Annotated in this window: 14 protein-coding genes; all 14 read right to left on the bottom strand. The window is 35.7% G+C overall.

What is annotated here, in order from left to right; all coding sequences use genetic code 11:
* Position 1: 1 nt before the first annotated feature.
* Positions 2-5,740 carry a glycine-rich protein gene (locus SLH48_RS08135; RefSeq protein ID WP_320257751.1) on the bottom strand — a complete coding sequence of 1,913 codons (5,739 nt, stop codon included), beginning with the start codon at positions 5,738-5,740 and terminating at the stop codon, positions 2-4.
* Between the two features lie 20 nt (positions 5,741-5,760).
* On the bottom strand, positions 5,761-6,759 hold the full coding sequence (locus SLH48_RS08130; protein WP_320257750.1) for a hypothetical protein: 999 nt from the start codon (positions 6,757-6,759) through the stop codon (positions 5,761-5,763).
* 1 nt (position 6,760) lies between these two features.
* Positions 6,761-7,210 carry a hypothetical protein gene (locus SLH48_RS08125; RefSeq protein ID WP_320257749.1) on the bottom strand — a complete coding sequence of 150 codons (450 nt, stop codon included), beginning with the start codon at positions 7,208-7,210 and terminating at the stop codon, positions 6,761-6,763.
* A 19-nt stretch (positions 7,211-7,229) separates the two neighbouring features.
* On the bottom strand, positions 7,230-7,670 hold the full coding sequence (locus tag SLH48_RS08120; RefSeq protein ID WP_320257748.1) for a hypothetical protein: 441 nt from the start codon (positions 7,668-7,670) through the stop codon (positions 7,230-7,232).
* A 5-nt stretch (positions 7,671-7,675) separates the two neighbouring features.
* Positions 7,676-8,065 carry a hypothetical protein gene (locus tag SLH48_RS08115; protein WP_320257747.1) on the bottom strand — a complete coding sequence of 130 codons (390 nt, stop codon included), beginning with the start codon at positions 8,063-8,065 and terminating at the stop codon, positions 7,676-7,678.
* A gap of 3 nt (positions 8,066-8,068) precedes the next feature.
* Complete coding sequence (locus tag SLH48_RS08110; RefSeq protein ID WP_320257746.1) at positions 8,069-8,524, bottom strand: hypothetical protein; 456 nt, start codon at positions 8,522-8,524, stop codon at positions 8,069-8,071.
* 182 nt (positions 8,525-8,706) lie between these two features.
* Positions 8,707-9,273: a hypothetical protein gene (locus tag SLH48_RS08105; RefSeq protein ID WP_320257745.1), complete on the bottom strand. Its 567-nt coding sequence runs from the start codon at positions 9,271-9,273 to the stop codon at positions 8,707-8,709.
* Positions 9,274-9,394: 121 nt separating this feature from the next.
* Positions 9,395-11,392, bottom strand: a complete 1,998-nt coding sequence (locus SLH48_RS08100; protein ID WP_320257744.1) for a hypothetical protein — start codon at positions 11,390-11,392, stop codon at positions 9,395-9,397.
* A gap of 3 nt (positions 11,393-11,395) precedes the next feature.
* On the bottom strand, positions 11,396-13,294 hold the full coding sequence (locus tag SLH48_RS08095) for a hypothetical protein (RefSeq protein WP_320257743.1): 1,899 nt from the start codon (positions 13,292-13,294) through the stop codon (positions 11,396-11,398).
* Complete coding sequence (locus tag SLH48_RS08090) at positions 13,291-14,085, bottom strand: hypothetical protein (protein WP_320257742.1); 795 nt, start codon at positions 14,083-14,085, stop codon at positions 13,291-13,293. Before SLH48_RS08090 ends, SLH48_RS08095 begins: the two co-directional genes overlap by 4 nt.
* Positions 14,082-14,654, bottom strand: a complete 573-nt coding sequence (locus SLH48_RS08085; protein ID WP_320257741.1) for a hypothetical protein — start codon at positions 14,652-14,654, stop codon at positions 14,082-14,084. Before SLH48_RS08085 ends, SLH48_RS08090 begins: the two co-directional genes overlap by 4 nt.
* 1 nt (position 14,655) lies before the next feature.
* On the bottom strand, positions 14,656-15,828 hold the full coding sequence (locus tag SLH48_RS08080) for an SAF domain-containing protein (protein ID WP_320257740.1): 1,173 nt from the start codon (positions 15,826-15,828) through the stop codon (positions 14,656-14,658).
* 502 nt (positions 15,829-16,330) lie between these two features.
* Positions 16,331-16,930 carry a hypothetical protein gene (locus tag SLH48_RS08075; protein ID WP_320257739.1) on the bottom strand — a complete coding sequence of 200 codons (600 nt, stop codon included), beginning with the start codon at positions 16,928-16,930 and terminating at the stop codon, positions 16,331-16,333.
* Entirely contained in the window at positions 16,914-17,288 is a 375-nt protein-coding gene (locus tag SLH48_RS08070) for a hypothetical protein (protein WP_320257738.1), read from the bottom strand. The genes SLH48_RS08075 and SLH48_RS08070 overlap by 17 nt, the downstream gene beginning before the upstream one ends.
* Between the last annotated feature and the right edge of the window lie 13 nt (positions 17,289-17,301).

The following is a 17,301-nucleotide window of genomic DNA, read 5'->3' as shown; positions in this document are numbered from 1 at the left end:
TTTAATGCGTTCCTGATATTTCTAAATCATGGGCAGATGAACGATGTGCTGAATAAACTGAAATGACTGGTAGCCGTTCACCTTTTTCATTCATAACTCCACTTAAATCATATTCTCTCCCGGCAATCTCAACGGTGTCACTCATTATATCGTACTGTAAAGCATAGGTATCACCTACTGCTTTAATATCAGCTGCCATGAGGATGACGGAACGATTATTCATTAACGTATCAATATTCGATTGTGTAATGTTAGAAAGTGTATTACCTCCATCGTGCTCAACGATCACCGCTGAGGACGGTAAGCCATAGGTGAAATGCCACCTTTGCGCTTGTAAGGCAAAATTCTCTTCGAAAATTTTTCCACCAGGATTATTATTCACACCGTAAGTTTGTGATGAACCAATAAAGGTTCTATTTCGGTCTTTTAAGTGTAGTATTTGAGCCGTTCCAAATGGATATTGAGATCCAAAGGGAACTCTTAATATCGAATCTTCATCCTTCGTACCATCACTATTCACAACTGTGAACATATCCACCACTCGCTCGGTCAAAGCTCCTTCTTCATAATTTCTTCTAACAGATTCGTTATCCCAATCTAAATTATAAATGAACTGATAGTACTTATCTGTTGAGTATTCAGAATCATATGGAAAACCAAATATATTTATTGGCTTGTAATAGCTATTAACATCCATATATACATCAACAGGAGTAACCGTAGGGTTGATGACACCTGTTTCAGTAGTCGGTGTTAGATCTAAGTGAAAATAATAAGGTACAATTTGCATATTATCATGATAGTTGCCGATTGTTTGAATATCTGCAAATACGTTATAACCTATTCTCATCGGTTGATTTTTTAAAGCAGCAATATTATTATCGGCTGGTGTCAATGGGAACCCAATCGGCTCTTGTATTTCTAAAAACGGCAATGTTCCATACGTATTTAAAAAGTCAGTGTCTACTCCAACAATATCTCCTCTTATGTTAGTCAAATCACCGTACACTCTATTTTGCATAGATAAATCTACATTTTTCACTACATTTGGGACTAGCCATTCAGTTGGATTTAATGGCTGTTTAAACAAATTAGAGAATCTAAAATCTCCTGTATCTTCTATAACCATATTCCCTATTCTTCCTACCACATCTATGTTCCATTTTTTGATCGCACTATGCTTTGCTGCTTTCCTACTATTTCTCGTTCTGTTTGTCGGCATGTCATTATCTAAATAACTACCATTATTCGCTATAGCTTTAAATTCTACTAAAGCACTCATAGCTTCTCTATTTGATAGGGGAACATAAAATTCATACATTTCTTGTTCTACCTTTAAGTCAATCCATTGACCTGCGGAATGCAAAGTGCGAGACAATATATTATCTTGGTTATTTTCATCCCTTATGACATATATTACATCAAAATCAAACTTGACTTGTTTAGAATCAGTCCACTCTGTTGTATCCATACCATTTGTATATCCCATACCACGTATTGAAGATGTCTTTGATATACCATGAGCATTATTGCCTTCAAAGTCCCCTTTATTCGGAAAATAAATATCAAATTTATAATCTATATTAATGAAATTCCCTGGAGTAAATGGCGTTAAATTACCGTCTTCATCTGGAGCCATTACGGGAGCTTCTGGATCCTCTGATACTAAAACATATTCATAAGCACTTTCTGGAGGCTCTAATTGACCAGGGTCAGTCATCACGGATACAGTAATATACTCTTCCCCTTGCGCTGGGGTTGATGGTGAGGTAATTTTAGCCTTTCCATTCCCCGAGTTTACTCCTGAATCCATATCCCCATCTAATACGCCGCCTATATAACCAGAACCACCGCCTCCGCCGTGTCCAGTGGAGGTACCACCCCCGTAGTAGCCTCCGCCACCTCCGCCGCCATCAGAACTACTTGAGGATGCTCCTTGACCTAAGCGTCCATCCCATGACCCATTTCCTCCTCTTGTTTGTGTACCTCCACCTGCTGAAGAAGAACTTGAACTTCCTGAAGTACTCTTACCATGTCCTCCAGTTTCTCCTCCTCCAACTCCTCCATCTCCGTCGTTCGTATCTACACCACCGCCGCCTCCAGCGACGATAATTCTAGAGTTTAACGAGGATGATGTTCGTATGTCAGTTGCACCTCCTCCTCCACTTTCTCCATTATCATCTCCTCCTACATTTCCTCCACCGTTCCAACCTCCATAGCGTCTCCCACCTTGTCCACCAACGTAGACTCTAATGGTTTCATCAGCTTCTAAGCTAATCGTTCCTTTAGCATATCCACCTAACGCGCCGTGTCTCCCTCCACCTGAAGTACCACCTTGAGCTCCCCAAACTTCAAGGGTATAGGTTGCTGAAGCAGGAGCTGTAAAAGTTTGATAATTCCCCGTGTAATTATATGTTTCAGAAACACCTGGAAACTCAGGTATATAATCAAGGTTACGTATTGTTTGCTCTTCATAGGTAGGCTCTGTCGGCGTAAATACGTAGCCTTCTTTCAGTACCTTTTCATACTCAGAAGCAGGTTCCTGTAAGTTACCACCAATGAGCTTACTATCATTCGTTCTCTGATCCCTACTGTCATCTAATGGTTTAACGATCGCATCCTCTGTTGATACAGGATTATGAACGACTATATCATTTACTTTGTTATGGCTATCGGAATATGCAGAAATAAATTCATGTCCAGCCTTGCTATACCTGCCGTTATATCCAGTATCATATGGTAGCGTCGTCGTACCTTTTTCAAAATTATTATCATATTGATAAAAGACACTTGCATTTCCTACAATATACTCACCATTACGCTTGGTATCTGGAATATCAATTCCTGTTTCTTCTAATCTCATAGCTTGAGAAGGTCTTGACGGCCTAGCTAAATCTGCCGGCATTGTATCAAATATTGTACTCACCTTTCGATTGCTATAAGTGGAATATTTCTGACTTGGATTTGAATAATTACCATTGTATGAACCTACAGTAATATGATCCTTCTCCCACTTGGCAGCAGAATTGGGATTATTCGTCCACATCATCTCGAAACTAGATGTAGGTACTGTTAAATTCTCAGTAGTCTTTCTAGTATCTGACTTTTTCTCAAAATACATTACAGACTGGTCTCCTTGAGATGTTTGTAATATTAAAAAGTCAGATATTGCTGTTACATTAGTGGTCATATTTCTAGCTTCGTCAAATTTCTCTTGTTCATTAACAGTTCCGCTATATCTTGAGTTATCGTCAGGATTAATATTATCCGAATCCTCCTCCCAAATAACAAGATCATGCTGGTCTGTTTCAAATGAATATCTTAATCGGTGTTCTTTGCTCGTATTTTCATCAGCGATATTACCAAATATATTAGGTGTACCTTGTTCAATCTGAGCTGTAAATTCATCTGTCGCTGTTAGCTCTTTCATACCGTCTATTTTGGATTCTACTAACTTCCACACTTTCACTTTATTAATTTTCATATAATCATAGGTTACAGTTTGTGTCCACTCATCGGTATGTCCACCAACCATAGTTGAAGGGTATCCCTCTCGTACCCACCAATATTCCGTACCCATGACAGCCGGCTTTCCACCTGTACAAGGATCTCCACTACAGGGGACCTCTGGTTCTTTTTCATATTCTCCCTCTTCCAATACCACCTTTTCTATATAAATATTTCCCCCGCTATCTTCTCTTTTTCTAGGTTCTGGCTTAGGGGGAGGAGTGTCTTTTTGCCTTGATCCCGGGTCAGGATCCATCGCCCAGCCATTTACTACTTTATTAAATATATATTTGTATGTTCGAGTTGATGTTGCATTTGACACATACTCTACTTCAATATCTACTATAAATTCTGAACCACCTGACGCAAAGTATAAGTCTCTTGTTGTAGGGGTTCCAGCCATCGCTTCGAAAGTTTCATTTTCTGGAGAACCTTGCTTTAACTCTGACCAATAACTCGGAGCTGACTGATAGTAACCTATTTCTGGCTCCGGCTCTTGCGGTCTCGTAAAGATGATAGGTTGCTCCGTTCCTACCTCACATTCATACTCAAACGGTTCACCTAAACGATTGATCCCTTTTATCGTTAATATGGCGTTGTATGTTAACTTTACTGACGAATCCTCAGCTATCGGGAAGTTAGACAAATTATCCTGATACATCTTCACCCCCTCTGTGAGAGAACTTATTAGAGCGCCTTCATCAACAGAGATCCATTGCCCTGGTGTCAACCCTGTATTGATCGGCGTAAGCTGTGGAGATGGACTTCCTGATTCACGTGTAATGTCCATTTTCATTTGTAAATTAGTAGCCCCGTCTAGTAACAGACTCCAATTATTTAATTTTGATTCATCTTTCATTGTCATATCAACATTTAGGGATACTATTTGATTTATCTTTTCTGTTTCTACCACAACATCTTTCAATTGATCTTTATTGGATATTACGATATTAGTTTCACATTCGCATACTGGAGGAGGTCCACCTCCTGTATTCTGAGGGCCACCCTGTATTAAAAAACCAAATTGGTTGTCTTGAAAATGTAAGGTGGTCATTAGTCCTGGTAAACTATTAGATTTTTCCACCGCTACACCAGTTTCAGTATGGATATTATCTCCTAATACACCAGAGTATCCGAAAGCGAAGGCATCACTCAATAATGCATTACCTCTTTTACTTGTAGTCCTCTTTCTATTAGGTGCTTCCTTAATAGAGATATTTGCAGAGTCCATTAATAATTTCACCGTATCTTTTAATGCTCCATTAGTTGCAGCAAAATCAGGTGAGGTAATATCCCCCTTCGGGGTAGCACTGTGGGCAAACATTAAAAATTTCGTGTCTGGGATGAACATATAATTCCCACTACCTAATGCGCTAATAGATGAAAATCTTGAAACAGTGTCTATCGATAGCAATAACGGTCTTTCAAGTAATGTATCCCTTTCTCCGAAGAATCTGTCTAAGGACTGTTCAAAAAAAGGTTTATCCTCAGGACTTGCTAATGCCCAGACGGTCATAATTAAATCAATATATTTTAAAACCGCTCTATGACGTTCTCCTTCAATATCATTATCTATATTTATATCTTCTGTATAGTCTTTAATTCTTTCTTCTATACCTCTAGCTTCTTGAAGTATCCAGTTCCATGTATTTTTCGATTTTACTCTGTCATCAGCACTCGGTATAATCTTTTCCTTCCATTTTCCGTTAGCTAAGTTGTCAAAATCTGCGGATGTCGGAATCTCAGCTGCTAACCTAGAGTAAAATACATTTTGCGAGTTTTGATTATTCGTTTCTATCCGTCTTATTGTATAGTCATAATATGGATAGTCCCTTGGTGTTGTAACTAAATTACCGGAGCTAGGAATATAATCACCGATTAATTTTGTCCCAACATCATAGGCACTAGGGTATGCAAACATAACATAGCTATGGACATTAGGAAAATGGTTGTCATAATGCTCCTTTATTTTATTCCTAATTGAATCGTTATCATCCTCGTTTTCCACAAATTCAGTTCCATCTTTCATCTCTTCATCAACAAGGCCTACTCGAAAAGCTGCTGGTCCCGTCGTTGGACCTGGTGGAATATGTATCCCCCCATCTTTTCCCGCACTTCCTCCAGGTGGAACTGTTCTTCCTCCCCCTACAACGGCTGAATCAACTATTATCATTGGATATAACGAAGATGCCAGTAATACGAAAACGAGCATTATTCCAACAAATTTTTTCATTTTTCATCCCTCCTGTCATACTAATCCATGTACAGACTATCATGGTAATAACCTTCTGATGCTGCTTCTCTTACAGTGCTGAATACATTAATTAATTGGATGCTAGCTCCTATATCAACTTCTGGGATTTTGTCCAAATAAGCGTAGTATTTGATATCTTCACCATTTACATTGCGAATATAGGCACCTACCATTCTAGCTTGATCTATTTTTGATCCAGAAATGGAAAAAGCACTTATCGGTCGTGGAGTGGTGAAGTCAAGACCTTGAACTAATGTGATAAACGACGGTCCTTGTATAGAGTTATTGTCTCTAACACTACTAATACTGTCTGGAATATAGAAGTTATTAGCCCAATCTGGGTTATGCTCATTTGTTTTATTAATAGAGTAAGCCATATCTTGAGATATTATTTTATTGATCATTGACCAAGCTTGCTGTTTAGTGAGCGGAACTCCGTCTCTTGGTGGTAATCCTTCATCTCTTCTCATTACATTTCCATCAATGGCGATCGTGTAGCTCATACCCATGTTCAGTGCATAACTAACTCCACTATCATTATGTGTATAGGGTGTTTTCATACCAAATATTAAATCCCAGTCGGCGTCATTTACAGGACCTTCTGGATAATTGCCACCACGATTTCTTACTAGCTGGTGATTTGCTAAATATACCCCGTCAAAGGTCGCCACTGCTGCTACTGGCATGTATTGTTTAATTGTTTGTTTATTTTCTTCACTTGGGACCATATCATAGTTAAAGGCAAAGACATTAAGAAAAGACTCTAGCGCTAATTCTGGATTTATATTAAGATATTTATGATTCCCATAGTCCATATCTAAGCTTCCTGTTCTTAGCATTTCTTGTGCACCTGCATCAGTAGCATAATCTATTGCATACGATAACCTGAGCTGTTCGATCTCATCTGTTTCATTTTTTACGTAATTGACAAACCCTACGATTAATGCGGCAAAGAATAATAACGAAGTGATGTTAATTAAGCCAAAAAACCTAGACATATCAATTCCTCACCATACCCGAAAGAGTAAATTCAAACTTTGGCATCGCAAACTTTAATAACCGATGCATAATTCTTTGACCGCCTGTATAATCAATTGCTTCTACATGGACTTGAATAATATCACCTTTATTCCACGTATTTATATTGTCACTTAACGTATAAGTTGTGTACGTCCCACCGGTACCATCTGGGTTTACAACCCGTACAAATCGTTTAATTGTCGCATTGATAGCAGTTCCATGAGAGGATATACCTAAATTAAAATCTCCTACATCACCATCATCAATAACTCCAATATCCGTAACCTTATCGATGAAATTCGTCGTTTCGTTCATTACACTTCTTTTCATTTCTAACTCCGACATTAATGTAGAAATCACTAACGGTCCAGCAACTAATAGTGCAAAGGCTAGAAAAACCCCTATGATTTTATTAATAATATCTACCACAAGAATCGTACCTCTTTTCTTATTCCTCTGTAACTTGCCAATAGCGCATTCCTGAAGGGCCAGCATAAAGATCTATTTTAATTAAATTTGATTCTATTTCATTCATAGTCGACTTCGCATTTATTAAATCCCCTGTTTTACTATTTAAGAAATCATTATTAATATTAATAGTCTGCATTACCGGGATCCCACCAGTATCTTCACTGACAATATGCAATGATTTTGGCATCGGAGTATATTCGTCTGCTACAACGAGCATGAGCATTATATCATTCGTCGTAAGCTGCCTTGCTATAGGCACAATTTCACTTTCTGTTTTTAATGCGGTCTTCTCGATTTGTGTATCAAATCCACCGAGATCGCCTTTATAAAAAGGAATGGCTTGGTTGATCGTAATTGGTAGAAATGCAACTAAAACGAGAATTAGTACTAAAACGTCTAGTATGTCATCGCCATCCATTATTATTACTCCTCTCTAATATCGACTTTGAACTTGTCTGCACTTTCAGTTACATTTACTGTAACTTTTGTATGAAAGATATTTTTAAATGCAATTTCAAACTTTTCTCGATCCTCAAAGTCAATAATTGTTCCATTTAGTGTAATTTCTTCAAGTGCATCCATGTTCTTATCTAATATGACAAATAACGAAGTGGCAGATAACGGCTTGCCATATTGCTCCGCAGCTAATATTTCGGAACCATATGTTTCTGCTTGTATGCTAGCGATATTAGTCGTATTAACACTTGCATACGTGTTCCCAATTGAAGTTAAAACTGCATATGTAGACAAAATAACACTGACAATGACCAACATTACTGCTATATCTAACGCTTTAAACAGTTCTCTCTCCATCGTTTAATCCCTTTCAATATCTATTATTAATATCTCCCCATTCTTTCCCTTGATTATCTTAGAGGTAAAAGTTCCACTCTCGCCAAACTCGCTTGCAAGTAAAGTAGAAAGATATGTAGGGGAGAAAGATTCTTTTGAAGAACTTGAATCCCATAAAAAATCAGGTATATACTTACCATTTATATCCCTACCCAACGGACGACCTTTTTTAAATAATTCGATTATCGGTATTCCTCTAGACTCCGCAATAAGTGTTACTACATCCTGGGAGTATACGGTTGTACCATCATACTGGTTGTACTTCCTATATTCCTTCATAATAGCAATAGAGTTTTGTTCTTCTTGTTGAACTGCTGCATACTCTCTTCCGAAAGTTACTAGTAATGATACTAAACCTATAATGATAGATGCTGCTAGTAGACTCGTTGCAATCCAAATATATTGTGCCCACTCATTCATAATTTCCCACACGCTTTCTATTAGATTGGAGTAGCGGTATTGGCTATTTGCGGAACAACTGTAAAAAGTAACTAAAGTATTTCTAACGTTTTATATGTAATAGTCAGTTAGGACACATTACCATTATTTCAAACTCTATAACGATTACGAGCAAGAGGCTCGTAATCGTTTAGAGTATAAAATTATTGTTGCGTGAATACCATACCTACAATTGTTCCAGTTGAATCCTTTATTAACTCACCTAAGAATTTAGCTGTAGGTCGGATATAAGCATCAGATCCTGAAGTTTTAGATTCCAAATAGTCCATATTATATGTCATACCACCACCACTCCCTGTTACTTTTAAGTTCATGGTATAAAAGCTGTTACTACCTTTCATGCCAGATATATCTTCAGTAATAATACTTACATCCGGGTCGTCTACAACAGATTTATCGAACACAGCTCCATAATTGTGACCAGTTTCACCTGTTGTAGCCATTTGTGCACTAGTTCTAACTATGATTCCAATAGGACGACCTTCATACATTTTAATTGTAGAAGCTACTTGCGTTCCTGAAAGAATTTGTTGGTCATAGCTGTCAAATTGTGATAATGTCATAGAATCCATCGTATTCTGCACTGATGTTGTACCTTCATTGGCACTCGTTCGCGTAAATGTTAGTAAAACGAAGACGATTGTTACTACTGCTAAGAACAGCAGAATACCTATCGCAATCGTTAAACCCTTACTAATTTCATCAAACATTTAAATCTCCCCTTTTAGTTATTTTCTTGGCTACTAAATAGAATAAATCTATAGAAAGAGTGTTTACTCTTACTAACATTGTGTACTCTTCTTACTATCACCACCTTTTAAATGACGGTTCTTACATATTGCTCATTGTATCGATAAACTCTTTATAACCTAATATTCCTAAAGGAATCATAATATAGAGAAAAATTGTTAAGTATAGAGGCAACATGGCTATTGGACTCACAATGGCTCTCTTTCGCATGATGGTCGTTTCTTGAGACATCTCTCTTATTCTCATCACGTGGTTTCGTTCAGATATAAGATCACTAAACGCTTCCTTTAATGTAATTTGATGAATCGTAAGTATTAGTTTATCTACAAGTCTCTTAAATTCTCCTACGACCGATTTGTTCTTTAATCTATTCAGCGATAGCTCCGGATTTGAAGGGTACTCGTGATAAGCGTCTATTAACGCATTTTTGTGCACTCTACTTTGCCTCTCTAACCAATAGATTGTATCTAGCGTATCTGAGCTTGTATTCATGAGGATGGCAATAATCGTTTGCATTTGCAAAACGTCTTCTTCACTTTCTGTCTTCAATACCCATGCTCTAGCTATTAATATAATATCCGGTATTTTCCAGCAAATTAAACTTATTACAAAGCAGACCGCCAGCATCCACCATTTTATCTCCGCATTATGATAATCTGTATATTTCTGCTGTAATCTCTTAACCTGTGCTGACTTATCGTATTCTTCAAGCTCTGGTAATTGTTCCTCTACAAATAGAAGGGTGTCCCTTTCACTAGGTAATACAGGCAGAGAAAGAAAATATTCATCCATTTCTAACCTTTTATCAATATCTTCCTGCGTTAACTTCTCTCCTCCTAATAAAGACACTTCTCTTGTATTTTCATATACGAACTCTTTTCCTATACCAATAGCAAAAATTGTAATAGCAATAGACAGAATAAAAGCAATAGAAGCATATAAGAATTTAGATGCATACAGATGTGGTATATCAATCATACTTAAGGAGCCCTTAATCGCTTTATTCTTTCTTAATAACTTCTTATATTTTTTAGGCATAATATCTTCGATAAATATCCTGAATGTCTTTTTACTCAATAGCCATAAAATGACTATGTTTCTATCATCCTTTTTCACTGTTACAGCACTGTTTATTCTAGCAATTGTTAAATAAGCAATGATTGATGATACGACGATAACTACTCTAAAAATATAACCTGTCGATCCGTTATAGATAACGGAAGTACCAGGGATTGTATTCGAGAAATAGTTTTCTATTAAACCGATAACACCAACAGGTGCAATTGGTAAATACTCAAGCTTTCCAAATTTGGCTTTTTGAGTGGATATCCGCCTAATCTCTAGATTTACTTCATCAGCTATCATTCCCATAGACTGAATAAAACTTGATGAGCCATCATCTAATTTCGCATCACCTGAGTTATTTAAGATAAAGCACGTCCCAGCAAACGTCTGTAATAATTTAAAGGGTGTGCTCGCATAAAACTCGTCCAAGCGTTGTTCACCATCAATAGCAGTTAATATTAAGTAAATATCTTCAAAAGCTCTTTGTAATTCCGAACCGATCTCTGCTTCTGTAATTGAATCTGGTATAGATCCCAGTCTTAAATAATTTTGCCTAACTGACGATAATGCGATAGATAATTGCTTAAGGATCTTAAAGTGAACACTATCAATCTGTTTGTCTACTAATACATTTTTCATGACGATTGCATATGCTAAAACTAACAAAATTGAAAATAAGTCCTGAAATATGATCGCACCTGTAACGACTAGTCCAACTGAGGCAAAAGATGATACTAAGTAAAATTTTACGGCCATGACCCTTAACTCAAGGTTAGTATATACAGACAATTCAGATAATCTAGTTCTTATTTTGTTAATACTACCTCGGGTGAAAAATAAGTTATCTAGCAATTTATATATACGAAAATAAGTAGAAATTGGAATTAACCCTTGTTTTTTTGTACCTTGTTTCTTTGCTTTTGTATTATTTTTTTTCTCCATTGAAACTAGGACTGCAACAACAACAAGCATTGTTAGGGTTAGTGCAATAAGTAGGAATAACATGATTTGCATATGCTAAATCCTCCAATTTTCACTTACAAATTGTTTAAATTCATTTCTTTTAATACTAGGCATAGCTTCTAACATTTGTTTTGTCAAAGTAGGACTAAACCAATCCAACGTTTCATAGGTCTTTGTTTCTTTGTTAAATTGCAAAATATCCCTAGTCGTAAATGTTTCCCTATCTGTTTGTCTAGCATAATACTCAGCAGTAATTTTGTTCATTGAGTTTACAGGATCATTCTCGTTATAGTGAGGATAAGGAACTCCTTCCTCTAGTCTTACGATTTCAGAAACACGTTCCACAAAGCGGTTTCCTTCTGTGTCGTAATTTAAATGAATATCTACACGAATAACATCAATTACCTGCTGTTCAGCTGTGATCATATTACCTGAGAAGCCACCAGCGTTTACTAACGAATTACGCAACGCATATACTAAATCTTGAGCTCTGTTAGCATGATGCGAAAATATTGTAAATATAGATGCTACTTGACCTAGTTGAATCATCCGAGCTGCAATAGCATCTGTTGCTACCTCACCAGCAATCGAAACAGCAGCATCAGATTTTTTAAGCGCATCCTGTAATTCTGTCGCAGTTACGAAGTCTGTTTCTTGCACTGTCAGGATGTTACGTTCAGGGTATAATTCCCTTAAGTATAATTCGAAAGCCATCTCCAACACTCGTATCGTATGTTTAGGGTCCATGAATTTAATCATTGCCGCCATTAAAGTCGTTTTACCAGAACCTTGCCGCCCTGTTACACCACACGTTACTTGGCCACTCATTAGAAATTGAATGAGCTTCATTGGAATATCTCCTCGGCCTATAAATCCTTGCTCATCTCCACCTGCTACTAATTTTGACATGATCTCTTGCGTCATCTCTTTACTTTTATCAATTGGCTTTATTAATAAACTTTCGATACTAGCGTCGGTTAACGTGAATTTCCTGACGAATACCGCCCAATACTCTGACGCAGGTGGCCTTAACGCAAGCACTCGAGATTTATCATACATCGTGTTTACTAAATACCCACGTTTCTCTGTTAATGGACCTGGATTATTGTATCGACATAATAGTTGTACTACTCTGCGCAATTCCTGTTCTGATTCAAATGTTAAAAATCTTAAATGTATATACTTACCTTTATAGTAAAGCCATACAGAACGAGGAGCTTCCATCACTCTTTCTTCACGGCTTAGAACATTACTTAAAACAGAACCTGAAGTACCACAGTTAAAGCCGTTAATATTCATTTCACGTAATGTATCAACTACACCAAAACCTTTATAACGTTGATAAATCATTACCGTTAAAATGTCTAACATCACTGGATAACTTAAATTAAATCGCTTATCATCATAAATCTTTTCAATATCTTCAATAGTGATAAGATACGAAGCTTGCGTTTTATCTTCAATCTCATACCTTTCTCTATCAAGGCTGAATTCTTGGATCATCTCTGCTAAAGCATTTTTGCCATAGTCCTTCTTATAAAAATACATTAGTATTTCGAATTTAATTCTAGGATCTAAACTCCCAGATCTAAAATTATAAACTTCTAATACCTCTTCTTCTGTTTTCAGATGCTCCTCAATGACACTTCTAATTAAATCTTGAACGATTAACTTAGCTGAATCGATACCATATACACAGTTACGCATCGCATCTTGTATACGAGCTTTACGCTTATACATCGCTTCAAAATCTTCATCTGCCAATCCAGACAAGTTTTCCTCTTTTACAAGATCAGCTAAGCTATATTTCACTATATCTAGTAAACGATCTAATGTAATCTTATCGGATCTTTGTACATCTGGTTTTTCATACTTCGCTCTTAAATAGAGAAAAATGAGGAGTACGATTATGATTACAATCGTTATGATGAGTAATATGGCATTAAAGCTCAAGACTCATCACCCCAGACTGTTACTCGGCCAAGATTAGATAATATGACCATTAAGCATTCCCTAATATCATTGTTTAGCTCTATCATCCTATAATCATTTTTAACAATGCGAGGCATAATAGTATGTAGTTTACCTACATTACTTTCCTTCTTCACAAAAGGGTTATAACTAATCTTACAAAACCTTCTATGTGGAAATCCTAATTTTTTACTATAATCTCTGAATGCACCTACATATGGGTCAAACTGATTTAATAGAAAAACGAGCCCTCTTCGGTCTAATTCCTCCAGTACACCTTCCTCATGCCATACCTTAAGCTTTCGAAAAATATCTTGAGACTGGGATAACACCATGACAATTAAGTCAGATTTGTCAAGAACTGCTTGTGTTACCGGATCATAAAGTTCTGTAGCTACATCTGTAATAACAACATCATGACTTAAATGCTCCAATGCATATTCTAATAGTTTGGCATTATCTTCATCTGTAATACTAGAGGATGCTGTATCTAGAATTTGAATATTTGAACCTATTTTAGTACAGTAATCCCCGATTTCTTTACCAGTAATGAGGTTAGCTTCCAATAGCTTTATTACTTGTGTTAAATTCCTCGTCCTATCTTCAACTTTTGTTATTCCTAAATAACTACTCATTGATATGTTATTATTTCCGGTATACGTGATACAGCTAGTTAAATTTTGGGTTTCAGCCATTGCAAGAGCCAATAATATACTAGCCGTTGTTCCACCCTGCCTTCTATCAGGTGATATGACAGCTATCCTCATTGTCATAATTTCCACCTCTTATTAAGCAATTTCTTTACTGACTTTGCTGGCATTTTTAATTCCGGAGCCATCAGTTTAGATAATCCATTCGTTAACTGGTTAGATGGTATCGGTTCCAGCACAAGGTTATGCTCTATAATTTCAATTGTCTCCCATATTCCTATATCTGGGGAAACATTGATTGCCCCTTTCTCAGGCTGACGATCAAATGTTATTTTTACAGTTTCATACTTATCTATAAGATCTAAAAAGCTTAATTCTTCTTCATCAGGTTCAAATGACTTCACATACAACATGAGGTCTACATAATCTGGTAACGATTCTTGGATGTCAAATATAATGTGATCAAAGTCATCTGAATCATAGCCAATTTCTTCGAAAATCTCATCCGGACTAGAATCTGATATTGAAATGAGTATATTAGACATATGACCTAAATTTGATTTATCTTCTAATAACCTCTTATAATGCCTATTATTACTTATAAGTACCACATCTCCTGTTGACTGCAGGAGTTTTAGTAATGGATAAATAATTGGACGTTTATCAGTATAGCCACAAACTCCTATGATCATATTAGTCTACAACTCCTTCTTCAATTTCCAGCGGTGGATTAGAGTCATCCACCATATTTTCCTCTGTTTGTGTATCTCCTGTTACAACTGGTTCATCAGCATTAAATTCTCCTTGCCCCTCAGCTTCCTCTCTTAGTTCTCTTTCTTCTATTACTTCTCTTTCCTCTATTTCTTCTCTTTCCAAACTAACCTCATTCACGACTTGAGTTTCTGACTGATCACTATCAGAATCTTCTTCTTCATCTAACGCTTCATTAATATTAGTAATGATATTTTCTCTACCATTAAATATAGATGCAAATGCAAAAATAACTTCTTCAAGCTCTTCCTCTGACAGGTCAGCAAATTGTTCATCTATCATTTCACGTACTTTATTATTTTTTTCTTGATCTTCCATCACTACAATGTTTGGATCAACTTCAATCACAGAAACTATATTTTCTGGTACAGCATAATAAGCCTCTGCAGATTTCTGTATGCCTGGTTCTACATATTTATTTATATAAATAGCAGCACCAACCCCTTTTAATTGAAAATAGTCTACTAATGCCGCTTGATAAAAGTGTATTTCCTGTTCGTTTAACCTCACCTTAATTGTTTTCCCATTTATTTCATATATTCTTTTATGTGAAAAGACAATATAGTCCTCTCCAAATGGGTAAGTAATTCGGAAATCGATATAATCGCCTTCTATAAGTCCTATTGGTATATAGTCAAGTACGATGTCGTATTCTCTTACGGTATCGTCAGGCTCATCATACATGACTAAATCACGACTAAGTGGCGTGCCTGTTTCAATACCCACTTTATAATATCTTCCAAGAATCTGCGCAGGCTTAGTAATGAAATGCTCTCCAACGACAGACTCAGGAAGTTTTATAATAGATAAGTCCTCTTGTTTAATCACTTGACCAGGTTCTGTTTTTGCTAAAACTGTATACACAGGTTTTAATTCACCAATTTGATTAAGGGTGTTTTCTAAGCTTGTTAATTCATTTTCATAATTTGCAATGAGCTTATCCGTCTTCGGTGCCCATATATAAAAATATTGTCCTACATTCGATCCTATTAAAACAGCCGTTACTAAGAAGCCTACTAATAGCTTCTTTAGCGTTATAGCCCTCTTGATACTGGAAAAGCTTAGACGACCACTTTGCCCATATTTCCTGCGCATGATACCCCAACTTTCTATAGCTTTTATATAACATCATTATTTTTATCTAGTTATAATCTATTACTGAAGCTTTATGTAATACTTTTAGACTGAATCAAAATAACTAGTTTTATAACAAAAAAAGAAAAACAAAAGAGAATCATTACTAATATTAATACAAAAAAAGCTAAATTCAACCATTATATTACTATATATCCAATAATTTTTCTCTGTTATTATAAAATTATTGAGGAATTTTGTCACTAACATTCATTTAATTATAACTTTTTTTTCAAAAATTAAGTTCTAATGGACTATTAACGATTTAATTATCAATGAGTCTAATTACCTAATTCGTACCTTTTATTATTTAAATGACCACTCAACCTACAATATAGGTCATTTAGACCTATACACTTGTTTTTTTGTTATGAAATAAAAAAAGCTCTTTAAGGCATCCTTAAAAAGCTTTTTTAATAAATATGATATTTAGTTTTAAACAAGTGGATTAAAGCACTCCTCATTATCTTAAACTATTAAGCCTTCCACTTATATATGTCCATGGGTCTGGCAATTGACCATCTATATTATAAAAAATCTTCATTTTATCTTTAAGTATAATTACTCTTGCCAAAATATTATTCTTCCTAAAGTACAAATCTACATAAGTATGATTTCTATATTTAGCTATTAATTCCCATCCATCATTTACTAAAGTTGAGACATATGTAGAACTATTTTCAATATCGGATTGATACGTATATGGAATGGAACTTGTTATTCCTATATTTAAAGTAGTCGGATCTATCATGTCAGTGTTTGTTAAATACGAAAACTTAATTTTTTCTACAGATTCCATAGGTAGTATATCTATTGCTTCTTCTATACTACCATTAACTTTCTGTATTTCTTCAATATAGTTTCCATTAACATTTTCAATATATATAATTTCTCCACTAGTAAAAATAATAAAATGATCCAATCCTATAAATGCTTCATCTAAAACTACTTTACTTTTAAATGTTGGGAGAGTATCTACCTCTCCACTATTACTTATCATTAAAGAGACTACTATAACAACGGCTACCATTAATACAAATGATATTCTATAATACAAATTCATCAACTTTCTCCCCGTTGTATTTTAAAATAATTTCACCATTATTAAGAGTATGAAAAGTAAGCCCTAATCCTCGCAATATATCAATTGCTTCTTGTGGTATATTCTCAACATCGTCTATCGTAAATACTCTAGAACCATAGTATACTTTAAACTCAGCACCTTTTTTTTCCACTCCAATATCATTGATACTCGCCACGTCCAAGTCATTTAAGGGATCGTAAAATTCATCATTTACATTTATATATTCTTTCATGGATATAAGTACTGGGTCAATTTTATTATCTTGAAACTTATATACCATAGTACTCGCAAGTAATACAATACAAAGACAACCAAATACAATAATTGCTCTAACCATCTCCTCACCTCCT

It is taken from the genome of Cytobacillus sp. IB215316, from assembly GCF_033963865.1.
Taxonomy (GTDB): Bacteria; Bacillota; Bacilli; order Bacillales; family SM2101; genus Nanhaiella; species Nanhaiella sioensis.
The sequence above is the reverse complement of the archived record's forward strand: the minus strand, read 5'-3'. Positions and strand labels throughout refer to the sequence as shown.

Bases quoted from the DNA above. Each gene is read 5' to 3' on its own strand.
- SLH48_RS08130 (WP_320257750.1), bottom strand. From the start codon at position 6,759: ATGTCTAGGTTTTTTGGCTTAATTAACATCACTTCGTTATTATTCTTT.
- SLH48_RS08105 (WP_320257745.1), bottom strand. From the start codon at position 9,273: ATGTTTGATGAAATTAGTAAGGGTTTAACGATTGCGATAGGTATTCTG.
- SLH48_RS08100 (WP_320257744.1), bottom strand. From the start codon at position 11,392: ATGCAAATCATGTTATTCCTACTTATTGCACTAACCCTAACAATGCTT.
- SLH48_RS08070 (WP_320257738.1), bottom strand. From the start codon at position 17,288: ATGGTTAGAGCAATTATTGTATTTGGTTGTCTTTGTATTGTATTACTT.
- SLH48_RS08110 (WP_320257746.1), bottom strand. From the start codon at position 8,524: ATGAATGAGTGGGCACAATATATTTGGATTGCAACGAGTCTACTAGCA.
- SLH48_RS08135 (WP_320257751.1), bottom strand. From the start codon at position 5,740: ATGAAAAAATTTGTTGGAATAATGCTCGTTTTCGTATTACTGGCATCT.
- SLH48_RS08120 (WP_320257748.1), bottom strand. From the start codon at position 7,670: ATGGATGGCGATGACATACTAGACGTTTTAGTACTAATTCTCGTTTTA.
- SLH48_RS08090 (WP_320257742.1), bottom strand. From the start codon at position 14,085: ATGACAATGAGGATAGCTGTCATATCACCTGATAGAAGGCAGGGTGGA.
- SLH48_RS08115 (WP_320257747.1), bottom strand. From the start codon at position 8,065: ATGGAGAGAGAACTGTTTAAAGCGTTAGATATAGCAGTAATGTTGGTC.
- SLH48_RS08085 (WP_320257741.1), bottom strand. From the start codon at position 14,654: ATGATCATAGGAGTTTGTGGCTATACTGATAAACGTCCAATTATTTAT.
- SLH48_RS08080 (WP_320257740.1), bottom strand. From the start codon at position 15,828: ATGCGCAGGAAATATGGGCAAAGTGGTCGTCTAAGCTTTTCCAGTATC.
- SLH48_RS08075 (WP_320257739.1), bottom strand. From the start codon at position 16,930: ATGAATTTGTATTATAGAATATCATTTGTATTAATGGTAGCCGTTGTT.